Here is a 16,381-nt window from a genome sequence, read left to right as displayed (position 1 = left end):
CCGCAGCTCTATTTTGGTAAATAATTAAATGGATTTTTATGACTATAAAAAAAACAACAACCAACTATGTATTACTCGCTGCTTTTCTAATATCACCTATTGTTAATGCAGCTAAAAACCAAGCATTACCAGCCACACCTGAGCAGTGGCGCAGCATAACAGATCGCGATATTAACGCGGCTTATAGTATTACCGCACAAAATCACCCTGGTATGTTTGATAGTAATAACCCAACTTTCCCTGATTTATTAAATCAAGCAAAAGCGGAGGCACTTACATTGTCGGCTCAAGCGAGTGGACCGCAGGCGCATGTAGCGGCAATTGCGCGCTTTAGCACTATTTTACAAGATGGTCACGCTGGTGCGTTTTCAAGTGTAGATAGACCCGCGCGCCGCTGGCCGGGCTTTAGAACTGTATGGCGAGGTGATGCGCTAAAAGTGTATTACAGTGAAAACAAAAATATTAGCAAAGGCGACGTTGTAAGCCAATGTGATGGGCAAAGCACTGATACCTTAATGCGTGAGAGAATATTTAAGTTTCATGGTGAAGTTGCACAACCTGGGCATTGGTGGCAGCAAGGTTGGCGGTTACTAATTGACGAGGGCAATCCATTTTTAACCCCTCTAAAAGAATGCGAATTTGTTAAAGCCAATGGCAATACCTATACACAAGTACTCAATTGGTCAGTAAGGCCTAAGTCAGCAAGCAGGCATTTAGAAAATGCTTATAACGGTGATGAACTCCCCATTGATTTAACGTGGCCTGAAAAAAACATTGCTTGGATTGCTATGCCTAGCTTTTCATCAACCGATAAACAAACTGCTGCCTACAATAAAGTGTTTGAAAAAATAAAACAGCAGCGTAGCAAGTTACTTACTGCAAAAGCCGTGGTATTAGATTTGCGTAATAACCAAGGTGGCTCATCTTATTGGAGCTCACAAATAGCCAAAGAATTATGGGGTGAAAAGGTAGTAGAACAAAAAGCAAATGATAAATCTCAAAACACGCAAGTGTGGTGGAGAGCATCAAAAGATAATACCGACCATGTAGTGTCTTTATTAGAGATTGTAAAAGATCAGCCTGAATTATTGAAAATAGTTAAAACCGTAGCAGCTGGTATGGCTTTATCACTTAAAAATGATGCCCCATTTTATGTAGAACAAGAAACTAATACGCTAAATAATATGCCACAAAATCCTTTAACTACTGACTTTAAAACCAAGGTGTTTGTTATTGTTCCGCCGCAGTGTGCCAGTGCTTGTTTAGATGCGCTTGATAAGTTTAAGCTTTTTGAAAATACAACGTTATTCGGTGCGCCAAGCAGTGCTGATTCTATGTATATGGAAGTACGCTTAGCTGATTTACCTTCAGGGTTGGGTAAAGTTGTAGTGCCAAATAAAGTATATGTAAATAGAGCTCGTGGAGCAGGAGATTTTTACAAGCCGGATGTTGCGTATAACGGCATTGATTGGACAACTAATGTGTTGCTTGAGCAGATTAAAAAATACTAGTTGATAATTATCTACTTTAAAATTAAGTAGTTTAGAAGTTGGAATAACATGAAATCAGATAAATTTTTTAAATGGGTATGGCATCTTAATGGGCTGGTTTTATTTAGTGGGCTTATAATTGCGATGTTGTTTGTTTTATTTCAACTTGCTTCTGTTATTTTTAAAGATCAAAACCTCATAAAACAAACAACATTAAATTTAGCTCAAGACGACAACAAAGAAGAAAACTGGCGCTTAGGTTATCCACATAAAATAAGTGGCACCGATTTTTATTTTATTGCACTTGAGTCCGAAAAACTGTTTGTAGAAAAAAGTGAAGTACTGGGGATGTATAGTGAGTTTGGCGGAAGTAGCTATAAACCAACTAGATCAAAAAACGTTCTCTTCATTAATAGTATTACTAATAACTCTGTTTGGTTATTTAAATCTATAGATCAGTTGATTATAGATATAATGCCACTTGTAGATGATGAGTTTAATGAAAGATCAGCCACCCGTATTATCTCTTATGAGGTAATAAATAGTGATACTAATTTAGATAATAAACTGGATAATACCGACAATCGGACCTTTGCTTTAAGTAAAGTTGATGGCTCTAATTACACTGAAATTATTACAGATTATAATCGTATAATTGAATCAGGTTTAAATTCTGACGGTGAGCTTTTTGTTATTTTTATTAATAATAATGTGGTTTATTCAATGCTTGTGGATTTAATTACATTTGAGATATTAAGTAAGAAACCTTTACCAAAGGTCGGAGGTTAACTGCTCATTACTGGTAAATAGCTAAGAGTTAAGACAATAAAAAACCGCTCAGTGAGCGGTTTTTTGCATTTTTTACTAAAGGAAATTTAGTTAGAACGTGTAACGGGCACCAATTGAGTAACGTGGACCGTACTGATTAGCAAATAAGAACTGCTCTTCGTAACGTCCGTAACCCTCTTCGGTGGCATTATTTAAGTTTATGCCATCAAAAAATACCGTTACGTTTTCGTTTACATCGTAGTTAACGCTCATATCCCATTGGCCATACGCTTTAGCATATTGCGGAGGCGCATCAGCTGAACCTTGCGCTTGGCCAACACCAATTAGGTACGAGTCGCGCCATGCATAAGTAATTTTAACTGATAGGCCGTCTTTTTCGTAAAAGCCTTGGAAGTTAGCTGAGTCACTTAAGCCTGTAAGCGGTGCTTGTTGATCAAGGCTTTCGCTATCAAATTCAACGTCGCCATCTACAAATGTTGCGTTAACACCAACACCAAAACCGGTTTCACCAATTAAGTGCTGTACTGCAACTTCAAAACCATCTACCGATTTACTGTCGGTGTTTTGCGGTTGGCTAATATTCCATGTAATTAGCGGATCGTCGCTGTTTGGTTCAATAACGCCATTTGCATTGCCGTAACCGCTGGCAATCATTTGTGCAAAAATAGCGTCGGTTGTTGCTTGTTCACCACGTGATTCAATATCGCTTACGGCTTGTAAGTAACGAGGGCCGTTTAAAATATCGTGCAAGCCATCAATAGTAGTTTGCGTAATGGTGGTTTGAATAAAGTTATCAACGTCTTTTTTAAAGTAACCAACAGATGCGTAGCTGCCTTCTGCGTAGTAATACTCAAGTGATAAATCAAGGTTTGTTGATTCAAATGGCAATAAGTTTGTATTACCTTGGCTACCTGTACGAGAACCCGGTTTTGGGCTGCCTGTTAAACTACGGCCACCGGCTAAATTACCTAGTGGTGCACGCGACATTGTTTTACCCCAAGATACGCGGGCTACTACGTCTTCAGTTAAATCAACACTTACGTCGATTGAAGGCAGTAAAACATCGTAATCACCTTGTTGTTCTAAGAAGTTATCATCGCCGCCAGCAGCGTATTGCATGATCCACTCTGAAGCGCTGATCCAATTAACTTGATCTTCAACGCGTTGACGTACAGTACTGGTTACGTCTGTTTGCTCATAGCGTAGGCCTGCATTTACTTTTACGTAGTAGTTACTTACGTCAAATTCCCAGTTTGATTGAACATAAAAGCTATTAGTGATTTCTTCTACGTAGCTCTCGCTATCTATTCCGTCTGCGTATGCATTAGCAGCATATGCATCGCCACCTGTTACATCTGCCGTTAAGTAAGCAATTTGGCGTGCAACAGCTTCGTCAAAGTCATAGGTATAGTAGTAACCAGGTTGTAAGTCACTGCCGCCGCCATCAAACTGATCTAAAAGGCCTGATGTATCATTACGGGTAAACATGCCGTCTGGGAATATTTCTGTATATGATGGGTTAAAACCTGGGCCACCTACTAAACCACTCCACGCGGTGTAACCACCTGTGTTTTGTTCTGTACGTGATGCGCCAAATTTAACTTTAACTAAACCAATGTCATAACTTTCGTTATACCATGTTGTGTGCAGCTGTAATTGTTCAATGTTTGATTCACCCGGTGAGTGAGTAAACTGACTAAAGTTTGAATCAATTTCGCCAGGTGTTAATTCACTTGTGCCATTTAACCAATTAACTTGTGCAGTTGGTACTTCGCCCGTGCGGTAATCATAAATTTTATTAGCTAGCTGATCAGAACCTAAAATTACTTGGCCTGCACTTCCCAGCCCGTTGTCGGCGCCGTTATCGGTTTCGTTTTTAGAGTCGTGGTAATCAAGCTCTACGTGCCACGTATCGCTAATTTCCCAATCTAGGTTTAAACCAAGAGAGCGGGCTTTTACTTCTGTAGTGCCTTTATTAGCTGTGAATGACGCGTCATTACCGCTAATGTCTGCATATACTGCAGTACCATTTTCATCTAGTTCGTAGCCATTTATATTGCTACCAAAGTCGTTCCAAATACCCCAACCAATGCTTTGAGAGCCGGTTACAGCTTTACTTGCTGTGTAATCAAGTGTTGCTACAAAGCCATCGACTGGTGCGTATTGAAAAGTAACTTGCCCATTTGTACGTTCACGCTCTACATCTTCAATAGAGTAGTTCATGTCTTTAGGGAAGTAGTAGTTACCTGCAGAATCTGTGCGGTTATCAACTACGTTGCTGCTATCTAATTCAGGTAAGTCTACGTTTGCCTGCCAGCCTTGAATATTGGCACTTTGTTTTTGAAAGTCACGCTCTTGGTGCGAAAATGAAAAACCGAAACCAAAAGTGTCATCTACAAAGGTATTGCTGTAAACCGTAGAAAACTCTGGTGTTACGTCATCGCCAGCTTCGTTCGACGAGTCGTGGTTTGCTTTAACGGTTGCCGAAAAATTTTGACCTGGCTTTTGAAAAGGTCGCGCAGTAGAAATATTAACCGTTGCACCTAAGCCACCGCTTGGCACGTCTGCACGAGCTGTTTTAAACACTTCAAGCGCACTTACGCCTTCAGAGGCAACGTTTTCAAGGTTATACGAGCGTGTATAACCTGTGCCCGGCATTTGGCGGCCATTTAAGGTAATCAAGTTAAACTCTGGACCAAAACCACGTACTGTAATTTGGCTACCTTCACCGTTAGCGCGGCTTACCGATACACCGGTAATACGCTGTAATGACTCTGCTAAGTTTGTATCTGGGAATTTACCCATTTCTTCAGACGAGATAGCATCTACAATACCCGAAGAGTCGCGTTTCATATCCATAGAACGAATAAGTGAACCACGAATACCTTTTACTTCAATAATTTCTACATCAGGCTTTGCTGATATGTCTGCTTCTGCAGCGATAGCTGTGTTTAATGTGCTCGCAGCAATGATGAGAGACACAGAAGCCGCAAGTTGGCTCTTTTTAAAATTGAATGTGTTCATAATAGCTCTGCTTTATAAAATGTTGTTCAAGAGTGAAGGTGCTGTGTAATACCAATTTTATTAAAAATATGATCATTCTATCGCATTAAATAACTCACTAACTGCGTTAAAAATTATTTATATAGAACAACTATATGTCAAAATTTTCGCCTTGTTATTGTGCTATTTTCTTGGCGCTATAATAGATCTCTTGTTTAATGCAATTGGTATAAACACCTAGAATTTTGTCAGTGAAATCTAAATTATGGGTTTGAAATTTTTACATTATCAACACGATATACTGCGCCAGCACCTTGGCCCCAATTAGGAAAAATCATTAATACATCTATCGCACTTACATCTAAACCGGCAGCCGATAAGTCAGAAAGTGTATAAGTATATGTTTGCCATTCGTTTAAAGCAGGGGCAATGCCTTCAACACTTTCAGTAAGTGCAAGCTCTACGGCAGAGTCACCTTCGTTTGACTCAACTTTGAAAAACCATGGCGCGTCGGGTGTGCTTGGCATACTCGTAACTTTCATATCAAACGTAATTTGACCAACCGTTATGATAGCGCTTGCATCAAATGCCTCACCGCTTCCGCCAACAGATGTACGGCTGTTAAAACCCATTACTGTAGGCGTATCATTTATTGTAAATTCCGCTGTTATACCATGCTCTTCATCATCCATTGCTTCCACTGGCGTAGAGCCGCTACAGCAGTCCCACATTGGCCAATCAAGATTTTGAGTATCTGTGAACACATTAAGCTCTGGAAAATCTTGCGTGATTTTCACATCGCCTACTCTATAAACAGCGCCATTACCAGTGCCCCATGCAGGAAAAATCATCACTACATCAATAGCGCTAATATCTAAGTTTGCTGCAACAAGATCGGTTAATTTAAATGTATATGTTTGCCATTGTCCTACAACAGGAGCAATACCTTCAACGCTTTGAGTAATAGGTAATTCGGCCGCAGTTGGTGCATCTCCTGCACTTTCAAGCTTAACGACCCATGTAGAGTTTGCATCAGCAGGTGCGCTAGTTACTTTCATTTTAAATTGAAAATACCCTTGTGCTAACAGGGGCGTAGCATCAAAAGGGGAGGCTACACCCGCCTCATCAGTGATGTTTGCCGCTCTTGAAATAAAGCCATTTACTGTTGGGTTTTCACCAACACTAAACTCAACTGTATTACCTTGCTGTTCATCAACAACTATTGCAGGAGTTGAACCTCCGCAACAATCCCACGCAGGCCAATTAATATTAAAAGAATCACCAAATATGGTTAATGGAGTAACTCCTCCTGCTATAGGAACTGGGGCATCACCCTCAAGTAAGGCATCGTCTAAGCTGTTGTAACCAGGACGAATGGTTTCACAACCTTTACCAGTATCAGTGTTCGATGCACATTGATAAACACGTACGTAATCAATAGCAAAAGTTTGGCCATTTTCAAATGCGCTAGCGTCTACACCTAAATCATTTACGTTTTCAGGCCAGTCACCGCCTACTGCCAGGTTTAGCAATAAGTGAAAGTCTTTATCAAATGGTGCGCTATCCCAATGCGTTGTAAGTTCGCCAGAACCTTGTTCAAAGTATTCTGCAAACCAACCACGATGTTTTAAGCCCGCAGGCTCATTTTTTGAATTATATAAAACCTCAGATTGACGCTGAGTTGCATAAAGGTAACCATCTACGTACCAGCGAATTTCACCTTCTTGCCATTCAACAGCATACGTGTGGAAATCATCTGCTGGATTAGTATCTTCAGGGAATTTGTATTCTTTACCTGTATAGCTGTTATCTGGCCATGCGCGTCCGTAATGAAGGGTGCCGTGGATACTAGACTCTATACCGCCGTCTTCATCTGGTGTTTTGAGGTTTACTGATTCTAAAACATCTATTTCACCAGAACGAGGCCAAGTGCCGTAAACCTCATCAGTTGGTAGCATCCAAAATGCTGGCCAGCTACCTTGTCCTGATGGAAGCTTGGCGCGCACTTCAAAACGGCCATACGTAAAGTCGGCGTTATAACGCGTATTTAAGCGTGCTGAAGTATAAGGTTTTTCTGCACCTTCCTCAGCGGGTAGGGCAACAATGTTTAACACACCGTCTGCAATAAATGCATTTTGCTCGCTGTCGGTGTAACACTGTTTCTCGTTGTTACCACCGCCATCGCAGTTTAATTCATAGTTCCATTTGTTTGTATCAATGGTTGTGCCTTCGAACTCGTCGCTCCAAACCATTTGCCAATCTGAAACAGGCTCAGAGGCATCTACATTTTCAAAATTTGATTTAGTGGCAGAGTCGCCACCACAGCCAGCTAACGTAACTAAAGAGATAGCGGCAAGTAAACGTGTAATGTGCGTTGTTTCAATGTTCATAACTGAACCCCGGTTTCAACAGATTATTGTCAGATTAATTGTTTTTTGAGCTTTGTTTTTTCATGCTGTAAGCGCTTACATTTTGATATGTGTTTTGTAAGCGCTTACAAATGATATTGTGGAGTACGCAAATGGTCAACATATTTGTTTATTTTATTTACAATTAGTTTACGGTAAGACCAGTTTACCAATTTTAGATTGTATATAAATTGTAGTTTATACAATTAGTTATGTTGTTTGTGTTTTTTGATGGGAGCGTGAGCGGAATATTTCTTACGTCAAAAAAGTAGTGAAGGACTTAACAATTAAAAGGTTAGTTACAGGTATATTTATAGTATTTAAGGAGTATTTTGTTATACCAATCTACATAAAAGCAATTTTAAGTGGATTGGTATTGTAAGAGATAAAATATGCTTGTTTTTACTTGTTTTTACTTGTTTTTACTTGTTTTTAAAAGGCATTGTAAGTAACCCCAAAAGGGACGCATTTTGGTTTTGGCTTGGGTATTCTTTTAAACCAATATTTATATCTGCGTCGGCTTTTGTTGCTTTATCTTTGTAGCTACCAAATAATTTATCCCACCAAATTACACTAAAACCATAGTTTGAGTTAGTTTCGCTAACCACTTGGCTATGGTGAATTCGATGCAATATTTGCGTCATTAAGATTAAACGCAGTGGTTTTTCAATGGCATTAGGTAGGCGTATATTTGCATGATTAAATAATGCTAAACCATTAAGTGCTATTTCAAAAATAAGTACCGTAATGGCAGGTACGCCAAGAGCAGTTACTGCAATAAGTTTTATAAGTATGCTCAGTACAATTTCGATAGGGTGAAAGCGCAGCCCTGTACTGGTATCTACGTGTGCATCTGCGTGATGTACACGGTGCAAGCGCCATAAAATAGGCACGTTATGAAATAACCTATGTTGCCAATAAATTAATATATCGAGTAAAAGTATGCTCAATATAATAATTAAACTGCTTGGTAGAGCTATTTGATTAAATAAGCCTATGCCGTGCTCTTGATTGTAAAGTGCTACGGCGGTTAGCCCAATGGGAACCACTAAGCGCGCAACAACTGATGAAGCAAACACTAACCCAAAGTTAGCAAACCAACGTGTACTGCTTTTTATTGGTGATTTACGCGCTGGTTTTTGCGCTTCAAGCAGCATCATTATAACTAAAATGCTAAAAAAGAAGCCTAGTCGCCACCATACTTCATTAGTCATTTATTACCTCAGAATTTGAACTGCTAGGCACGTTTTCAGCTGCTTTGTTAGCATCGGCTTCTTGTTGCTTAAGTGTGTGATAACCGCCATGTATACGGGTAAAAATAGTTATGCCACACGCAATAGCAAAAATGCTCGCCATAACCGCAAAGTGCTGCGGCCAAATACAAAATGCAATAAATAGCGCTATTGTTTCAGTGCCTTCGGTTAAGCCGTTTAAGTAGTAAAAGCTTTTATATTTAAATTGCGGTTTTTCGAGTTTAAATTTTTCGGCGGCAATCGCAAAAGCTAAAAAGCTTGAACCCGTACCAATAAAAGTAGCAAGTAATAACGATCCCGCTATCGCGTTTTGCTCAGGGTTTGCCAAAATAAAGCCAAGCGGAATAGCCGCGTAAAATAAAAAGTCGAGTGTGATATCTAAAAAGCCACCTGCGCTTGAACTTTGGTTTGCATAGCGTGCTAATGCGCCATCAAGTCCATCTAAAATTCGATTTAAAGCAATGGCAACTAATGCGCCGTACCACATTTCAAACGCCAGTAATGGCACTGCTAATAAGCCAACTAAAAAGCCAACTACGGTTAGCTGATCGGCGGTTATGCCGCGTTTATGCATAAGCATAACCACAGGTGTTAACAGTGGCTTAATTACAGGGGTGATAAATTTGTCTAGCATGTTTGTTGCCTTATGCGTTTAAAACTATTCATTAAAGTCATGTATTAAAGTGCGCTACTTAAAGTAATGAGTTTGCCATTTGCAGCGTCGGCATCGCTATGATCATGAGTAACCATAATTGCAGGTAGCTTATGATCGCGTATTTGGCTAAACACGAGTTCGCGTGTATCAACACGCAGTTGGGTGTCGAGTTTGCTAAAGGGTTCGTCAAGTAAAATGGCTTTAGGTTCGCTCAGCAGCATACGTAATAATGCAACACGGGCTTGTTGCCCACCTGATAGGTTGTCGGGGTGGCGATTGCCCATGTCTTTAAGGCCGACTTTCTCAAGTGCGTGTTCTATTTTTTCAAGGCGTTGTTTTTTATTACCTTTGGGCATTGCAAAGGCAATGTTACCAGCAACAGTTAAATGCGAAAACAGCAAAGCGTCTTGATAAAGTACACCAATATGGCGTAAGTGTGGAGGTGTGTTATCGATATTTTGACCATTAAGCCACACCTCACCATTGGCCTTAAAACTACTTGGTAAAGTACCCGTAAGCCAATTTAATAAGCTTGATTTACCACTGCCGGATGGGCCCATAATAGTCAGGATTTCACCGCCATTTACTTGCTCGTTTAAGCTAAGTAATAGCTCATTTTGGCGATAAAGCTGACAATTTTTAATCTGTAACGATGACTGCATTAAAAAACCTTAACCCTGATAGTGTTAAACATGGGTGCTTTGCATATGTGCACGTTTAAACACGTGCACTTTTGAAAAAATATTTAGGTAAACCCCATGCCAATATAAATCCAATAAGCGGTAACACCATTTGCATAATAGCGTACACGGCACTGGTGCGTCTGCTTGCGCCATTGGCAAGCGTAACGGCTTCGGTTGTTATTGTGGCTATACGCCCGCCGCCAGCTAAAAGCGTGGGGAGGTATTGTCCAAAACTAATAGCTAAGCCCAGTGCGGCTGCAATTAAAATAGGGGCAAACAACTGTGGTAGTTTTACTTTAAAAAACACCTTACATGGCGCTGCGCCTAAGCTTGCTGCAACATGAGCGAAACGAGGGTCTAAACGTCTATAGCTGCTCGCAAGTGACAAAAACACATAAGGCAGCACAAATAGTAAATGCGTAAGTACTACATTAAAAAATGCGGCTTGGTTATTTACCAGTTGTTGTATCCATACTAGCCCAAATAAAAAGGCAATACTGGGCACTAATAACGGTAAGTAAATAATTAAACTGGTAAAACGAGAAATAGGTTTGTCACTCAACTGCTCTGATTCTAAACACAATAAAGTAAGAATAATGGCAAATAGCGTGGTTACTAAACCGATTGCTAGCGTATTAAAAAGCGGGCTGCCCATTTGCATTAGCGCACTTTTAAAATGCAGTAGTGTAAATTGTTCAGGCATTGCATCTGGAAAGCGCCAAAAACCTGCAACCGACCACATAACTAAACCAATAAGCGACAATAGTATAAAGCTAATTACTAATGCGGTGAGTACGACCGTTATTTTTTGCCAATAAAATCCGCCGTATTCACGCACCCCATTAGTGAGCGAGTCGCTAAATAATACTTTTATGGCTTTTTCTCCGGCAAGCCAAAGGGCTAACAACCCGCCTGTAACAGCCAGTTGTAATAAAGCACCTGCTGAGGCTTTAATACGCAGGTTTAAATCAACATCGTTAAACCAATGCATTATTGCAACGGCCAACGTGGGTGGTGTATTTGGGCCTAAAATGAGTGGCATTTCTACACTGGCACTTGCATAGGCAAGCACGGCTAAAAGGGGTAAACGCAGCAGCGGATAAAGACTTGGCAGTATTACTTTAAAAAAGGCCGTCATTGGGCAATAACCCAAGTTAAGCGCAACCTTATGTTGTTGGCGTAATTTTTTGCCAAGCTCAGGTTGAGCAAGTACGCCCAGTGCCATTAATAATAAAAAGGGAAGCTCTTTGAGTGTTAAGCCTAAAATAATACTAATACCGAACGAATCATGCGGAAACATGCCGTTTGGCGCAAGTTCCCAGCCGCTTAACCAAGGCGACGCTAAGCGAGAAATCATACCTGAAGGGGCAATTAAAAACCCCACCGCAATAGCGGCGGCGGCATGAGGTATAACTAATATAGGGCTCAATAAACGCTGAATTCGGTTAAGCCACGGGCTGTTAAAAAACGCAGCTAAAATCATTAAGGTAATGATAAATGCAAGCAAAGTACTTATTAAGCCTGTTGCAATGCTTAGAGTAACCATTTGGGTAAGGCCAGGTGTTTGCCAAAGGGCATTAAAACCTTGCAAGCTAAACGTTGTTTGCTCAAGTACGGGCGCATAACCAAAGGCTGGCAGCAATACGCTAATTAAGCCACCAAGTACGGGTAATATAAGTAAAGCGAGTAAAAATCGCGGGCTAAATTTTACAATGCGCGTAAACATATCGGTGCTGCACTGCGTTGTTGCTTTGGTATTTACTGGTACACTTTTTGAAATGACGCTCATTGGCTTACTCCATAACGGGTTTGCCAACCTTGCATAATGGCGTTTACCCAGCTTGGATGAGGTTCGCTCAATGTGCGTTTAATACTGTTTAAAGGCAGTGCACTTGGATGCGGTTTAGCTGTTTTAAATAAGGCTTGCTGATCAGGCGTTAACGTTGATTGAATAAGTACGCTTTTATCGCCCCATATATGCGCTTTTTGTTTTTCAGCTTGTGCCTCAGGGCTCATTAAAAAATTAGCCACTAATTGCGCACTTTGCTGGTGGCTTGCATTGTAAGGAATTGCCACAAAATGGGTATTACTCAAACTGCCATCACTCATTGCGTAACTGCGAATGCTGTTTGGTAAATCATAGCGTTTTACAGCTGCCGGTACTTCTGGTGCTGAAAAAGTAAAGGCTAAACTCAACTCTGTATCGTCTACTAAGCGGCGCATTTGAGCACCACTTTGCATAAAATGAGTGCCACCACGCCAAAGAGTTGGGTGTAATTTATCTAAAAAGTCCCACAGTGGGTTTAACACTTGCGCTGTATTTTTAGTTGTAGCTGGTTGGTTTAGCTGCGCTTTAATATTTTCGCTGCTTTGCTGATGCAGTAAAACTAAGGCGTATTTTAAAAAGCTCATACCTAAAAAGTCAGGCGGCTTTGGGTAACTAAAGCGACCAGGGTTTTGCGCGCTCCAGTTTAATAATTCGTTTAATGTCGTAGGCAATTTATTGTTTGCCTTACCATTTATTGCAATGCTGTCGTAATAAAATGTAAGTGACGCTTGCCCCCATGGAGCCTCCATACCATTGGTAGGTAAACCAAAGTCAAAGGTTACAGCAGGGTTGTTAGCCGGATCGGTTAATGCAAAGTAGGGGAGTTTATTAGCCCATTCTTTTAAAAGCAGAGAGTGCTCACTCATGGTGGCAAAGTTAGCCCCGTTGATCCACATTAAATCTACGCTGCCTTGGTTGTTATTGTTTGCTGATTTTTCGGCAAGTACACGGCTTACTGCTTCGCTGGTATCGCTTAATTTTACATGCACTAGGTTAATGTTGTACTTAGTTTTAACTTGCTGCGCTGCCCATTGAATATAGGCATTTATTTGCGCGTCGCCGCCCCATGCATAAAAGTATACATCTTGATTGCGACCAAGTGTTTGAACTTGTTGCCAGCGAGATCCCTGTTGTGTGTTAATTACTAAATTACTTTTACTATTTGAGTTAATAGCGGGATTAGCAAACGCAGTGCTCGAAAAAACAGCTAAATTTACGATTGCAAAAACGCAAAACGCGACACAGCAAAAGCTGTATCGCGTCAGTGTTTGCCAAAACTTAATGGCGAACATTTAAATCCCAGTTGTAGTCTAAAAATTTAACTTTCATGTCATCATTCTTAAGTGCTTTTTGCTGAGCGGGTATCAGTTTAAGGGCATCAGGATACTGCAAGAAAAACTGCTGTAGCGTGTTTGCACCTCTAAAGCCTTTTTCAAAGTCATCGCCGTACCACTTAAATATTGAAGACACGCTTAGCGTATTTTCTTGAGCCATATTACGTGTCATATCTGATAAAAAGCGCACCGTTTGCTCTTGCAATTGGCTTTCTAAATCAGTGGCTGTATACGCTTCTTCTCGAAGCGCTGGACAACCAATACTCGCGCAATTTACCGCAAAGTGAATGCGTGGGTCGTTGTATTTACCGCTACCACGTATTAAACCATGCTCAATATCATCAAGGCTGCGAGTTTTGCCAAGTAATGGCACAAACTCTTTACTCCATGGTGAGCTAAAAAAGCTCCCTAAGTCTTTAATTGATTTAAGATCTGGGTACTTTGTCAATATAAGTTCAACAGTCCACGCATTATAAGCATTGATTAAAAAAGCGAGTTGCTTAGGCTTTTCCCATGCGTCAAATTCGCTTTGCGTTACAGCCGTTAACGAATCTAAATACGTTTTTAGCTGTGCATGCTCACGTTTTATGGCAGCGTAATCAACCTCAGTACTGTGATTATGGTTAATAGCGACAACATGCTTATTTAACAATGCATTCCAGCTATCGTGCATGTTTTGGGCTTGGGCCGAAAATGACGTTGTAAACGATGTTACAACTAAAGCCGAACCAAGTAGTAATGCTTTTAGAGGTGTTTTAAACATAATTAACCTCGACGCCAAGTATGGTATTTTTCAAGCAAGTTAAGCACTTTTTCAGGTGCATGAGCGCGTTTCCACTCGCCTGCTGCGTACTTATTACCTTCAGCCCAAGTAGGGTAGCTGTGTATAGTACCGAGTATTTTGTTAAGGCCTAAGCCGTGTTTCATTGCCAGTACAAACTCAGCAATCAAATCGCCAGCGTGTTCAGACACCACAGTAACACCGAGTATTTTGTCTTTGCCTTTGGGTGTAATCACTTTAATAAAGCCTTTTGTAGCGCTATCGGTAATTGCGCGGTCTAGCTCTTCAAATTCAAAGCGAGTAATTTCGTAATCTATGCCTTTATCTTTTGCGTCTTGCTCGTTTAAGCCAACACGTGCAACTTCTGGGTCAATAAACGTAGTCCACGGAATAACACGGTAATCTACTTTAAACTTTTTAAGGTTACCAAATAAGCCATTTACCGCTGCGTACCAACCCTGGTGGGCTGCCACATGTGTAAACTGGTATGGACCTACAATATCGCCTGCTGCAAAAATATTTGGGTATAGCGTTTCCAAGTATTCGTTAGTTACAACAGTACGGTTTGTTTCTATGCCTAGCTCTTCAAGGCCATAACCTTTAAGGCGCGCACTTCTACCAACGGCACATAATAGCTCGTCATATTCAATATCTATTTCTTTGTCGTCATGCTTAACAACAATATATTTTTTACCATCGCGCGTTTCACAGCGAAGTGCTTGGTGCGATGTTAAAATATTAACGCCACTTTCGGTTAACGCTTCGTGAGCAAAAGTAGACACTTCAAGGTCTTCTTTGATCATGATGCGTTCGCTCATTTCAATTTGCGTAACACTTGAACCTAAACGTGCAAAGCTTTGTGCTAATTCGCTACCAATTGGACCGCCACCTAGTACTACCAATTTTTTAGGTGCCTCATCCAGCTCTGCAAATTTATTCCACAATGTATCGCTTGTTACATAGCCTGTTTCTTCAATGCCAGGTAGTGGCGGTACAAATGGGCGTGCACCAGTTGCAATTACAATAGTACGAGCGGTGAGTGTTTGCGTGCCACCGTCGTTAAGTTTAATTTCTACAGTCCACGGGTCGATTAATTTACCGTAACCTTTTACAACATCTACGCCTAAGTCGGTGTAGCGCTCAACACTGTCGTGTGGTGCTACATCTGCAATTACTTTGTGTACACGTGCCATTACTTTTTTGAACGAAAACTGCGGTGTTGCGTTTTCTAGACCGTAGTTTTCCCCGTGGCGAATTTGCTCTGCAATTTTAGCGCTTTTTATGACTGCTTTACTGGGAACACAACCGTAGTTTAAACAGTCGCCGCCCATTTCGCCCGCTTCAATAAGGGTTACTTTTGCTTTAACAGCAGCAGCAATATAACTTGTTACCAAACCACCTGCGCCTGCACCAATAACAATCATGTTACGATCGAATTTTTTAGGCTTAGTGTAGTTTTTGTATACACGACGTTTTTTAAACACGTTTAAGATTCCTTTAGCAATGAATGGGAAAATGCCCAATAAAGCGAATGATAAGATTAAGTTGAATGATAAAATTCCAGATAAGCTCTCTATTTGCGCCAGTTGCGTACCTGCGTTAACAAATACAAATGTACCGGCGAGCATACCTGCTTGGCTTACCCAGTAATAAGTCCATGACTTTATTGAAGTAACACCCATTAATAGGTTTATTAAAAAGAACGGAAACACCGGCACTAAACGAAGAGTAAATAAGTAAAATCCACCTTCTTTTTCAACGCCTGCATCAATTGCAGCTAAGCGCTCAGGAAAGCGTTGTTTAATAGTGTCGCGTAGTAAGTAACGCGATACTAAAAAGGCAAGTGTTGCGCCAATAGTTGATGCAAAAGATGCAACCAATAAGCCTTCAACTAAACCAAACAATGCACCTGCTGCAAGTGTTAAAATAGCTGCGCCCGGTAACGAGAGAGCTGTTACAACTACATACAATAAAAAGAATCCACCAATAACTAATAGCGGTGACTGCTCTTTGTATTGGTTAAACTGATCCATCGACCCTTTTAAGCCATCAAGCGTAAGTAGTTGGTGTAAGTCAAAATGAAAGAACAGGCCGACGGCGGCCGCTGCAATCAATAATAAAAATATTTTTTTAATCATGTTCTCTCTCAAACCGCTC

11 protein-coding genes are annotated in these 16,381 nt (G+C 40.7%); 2 read left to right on the top strand and 9 right to left on the bottom strand.

Going from position 1 to position 16,381, the window contains the following annotated elements:
• Positions 1-38: 38 nt before the first annotated feature.
• Positions 39-1,511: a S41 family peptidase gene (locus WNY79_RS01945; protein WP_342874952.1), complete on the top strand. Its 1,473-nt coding sequence runs from the start codon at positions 39-41 to the stop codon at positions 1,509-1,511.
• 48 nt (positions 1,512-1,559) lie between these two features.
• A complete protein-coding gene (locus tag WNY79_RS01940) occupies positions 1,560-2,279 on the top strand; it encodes a hypothetical protein (RefSeq protein ID WP_101216393.1) in 720 nt (239 codons plus the stop codon).
• A 90-nt stretch (positions 2,280-2,369) separates the two neighbouring features.
• Here WNY79_RS01940 and WNY79_RS01935 read toward each other — a convergent pair whose 3' ends face one another.
• The 9 genes from WNY79_RS01935 to WNY79_RS01895 form a co-directional block, all read right to left on the bottom strand.
• On the bottom strand, positions 2,370-5,303 hold the full coding sequence (locus WNY79_RS01935) for a TonB-dependent receptor (protein ID WP_342874951.1): 2,934 nt from the start codon (positions 5,301-5,303) through the stop codon (positions 2,370-2,372).
• Between the two features lie 242 nt (positions 5,304-5,545).
• Positions 5,546-7,672, bottom strand: a complete 2,127-nt coding sequence (locus tag WNY79_RS01930) for a family 16 glycosylhydrolase (protein WP_342874950.1) — start codon at positions 7,670-7,672, stop codon at positions 5,546-5,548.
• Positions 7,673-8,112: 440 nt separating this feature from the next.
• Positions 8,113-8,904 carry a sterol desaturase family protein gene (locus WNY79_RS01925; protein ID WP_342874949.1) on the bottom strand — a complete coding sequence of 264 codons (792 nt, stop codon included), beginning with the start codon at positions 8,902-8,904 and terminating at the stop codon, positions 8,113-8,115.
• Complete coding sequence (locus WNY79_RS01920; protein WP_182720929.1) at positions 8,897-9,577, bottom strand: CDP-alcohol phosphatidyltransferase family protein; 681 nt, start codon at positions 9,575-9,577, stop codon at positions 8,897-8,899. The genes WNY79_RS01925 and WNY79_RS01920 overlap by 8 nt, the downstream gene beginning before the upstream one ends.
• Positions 9,578-9,621: 44 nt before the next feature.
• Complete coding sequence (locus tag WNY79_RS01915; RefSeq protein WP_076924245.1) at positions 9,622-10,260, bottom strand: ATP-binding cassette domain-containing protein; 639 nt, start codon at positions 10,258-10,260, stop codon at positions 9,622-9,624.
• 55 nt (positions 10,261-10,315) lie between these two features.
• On the bottom strand, positions 10,316-12,070 hold the full coding sequence (locus WNY79_RS01910; RefSeq protein WP_342874948.1) for an ABC transporter permease subunit: 1,755 nt from the start codon (positions 12,068-12,070) through the stop codon (positions 10,316-10,318).
• Positions 12,067-13,401: an ABC transporter substrate-binding protein gene (locus tag WNY79_RS01905; protein ID WP_342874947.1), complete on the bottom strand. Its 1,335-nt coding sequence runs from the start codon at positions 13,399-13,401 to the stop codon at positions 12,067-12,069. The genes WNY79_RS01910 and WNY79_RS01905 overlap by 4 nt, the downstream gene beginning before the upstream one ends.
• Complete coding sequence (locus WNY79_RS01900; RefSeq protein ID WP_076924242.1) at positions 13,388-14,206, bottom strand: DUF547 domain-containing protein; 819 nt, start codon at positions 14,204-14,206, stop codon at positions 13,388-13,390. The genes WNY79_RS01905 and WNY79_RS01900 overlap by 14 nt, the downstream gene beginning before the upstream one ends.
• 2 nt (positions 14,207-14,208) lie before the next feature.
• Positions 14,209-16,362 carry a bifunctional TVP38/TMEM64 family protein/FAD-dependent oxidoreductase gene (locus WNY79_RS01895; protein WP_197184811.1) on the bottom strand — a complete coding sequence of 718 codons (2,154 nt, stop codon included), beginning with the start codon at positions 16,360-16,362 and terminating at the stop codon, positions 14,209-14,211.
• Positions 16,363-16,381: the final 19 nt, after the last annotated feature.

It is taken from the genome of Pseudoalteromonas sp. AS84 (assembly GCF_038900255.1).
GTDB lineage: Bacteria > Pseudomonadota > Gammaproteobacteria > Enterobacterales > Alteromonadaceae > Pseudoalteromonas.
The sequence above is the reverse complement of the archived record's forward strand: the minus strand, read 5'-3'. Positions and strand labels throughout refer to the sequence as shown.

Excerpts from the sequence above, each read along its gene's own strand:
- WNY79_RS01910 (WP_342874948.1), bottom strand. The coding sequence starts at position 12,070 with ATGAGCGTCATTTCAAAAAGTGTACCAGTAAATACCAAAGCAACAACG.
- WNY79_RS01945 (WP_342874952.1), top strand. The coding sequence starts at position 39 with ATGACTATAAAAAAAACAACAACCAACTATGTATTACTCGCTGCTTTT.
- WNY79_RS01920 (WP_182720929.1), bottom strand. The coding sequence starts at position 9,577 with ATGCTAGACAAATTTATCACCCCTGTAATTAAGCCACTGTTAACACCT.
- WNY79_RS01895 (WP_197184811.1), bottom strand. The coding sequence starts at position 16,362 with ATGATTAAAAAAATATTTTTATTATTGATTGCAGCGGCCGCCGTCGGC.
- WNY79_RS01940 (WP_101216393.1), top strand. The coding sequence starts at position 1,560 with ATGAAATCAGATAAATTTTTTAAATGGGTATGGCATCTTAATGGGCTG.
- WNY79_RS01900 (WP_076924242.1), bottom strand. The coding sequence starts at position 14,206 with ATGTTTAAAACACCTCTAAAAGCATTACTACTTGGTTCGGCTTTAGTT.
- WNY79_RS01935 (WP_342874951.1), bottom strand. The coding sequence starts at position 5,303 with ATGAACACATTCAATTTTAAAAAGAGCCAACTTGCGGCTTCTGTGTCT.
- WNY79_RS01915 (WP_076924245.1), bottom strand. The coding sequence starts at position 10,260 with ATGCAGTCATCGTTACAGATTAAAAATTGTCAGCTTTATCGCCAAAAT.
- WNY79_RS01925 (WP_342874949.1), bottom strand. The coding sequence starts at position 8,904 with ATGACTAATGAAGTATGGTGGCGACTAGGCTTCTTTTTTAGCATTTTA.
- WNY79_RS01905 (WP_342874947.1), bottom strand. The coding sequence starts at position 13,401 with ATGTTCGCCATTAAGTTTTGGCAAACACTGACGCGATACAGCTTTTGC.
- WNY79_RS01930 (WP_342874950.1), bottom strand. The coding sequence starts at position 7,672 with ATGAACATTGAAACAACGCACATTACACGTTTACTTGCCGCTATCTCT.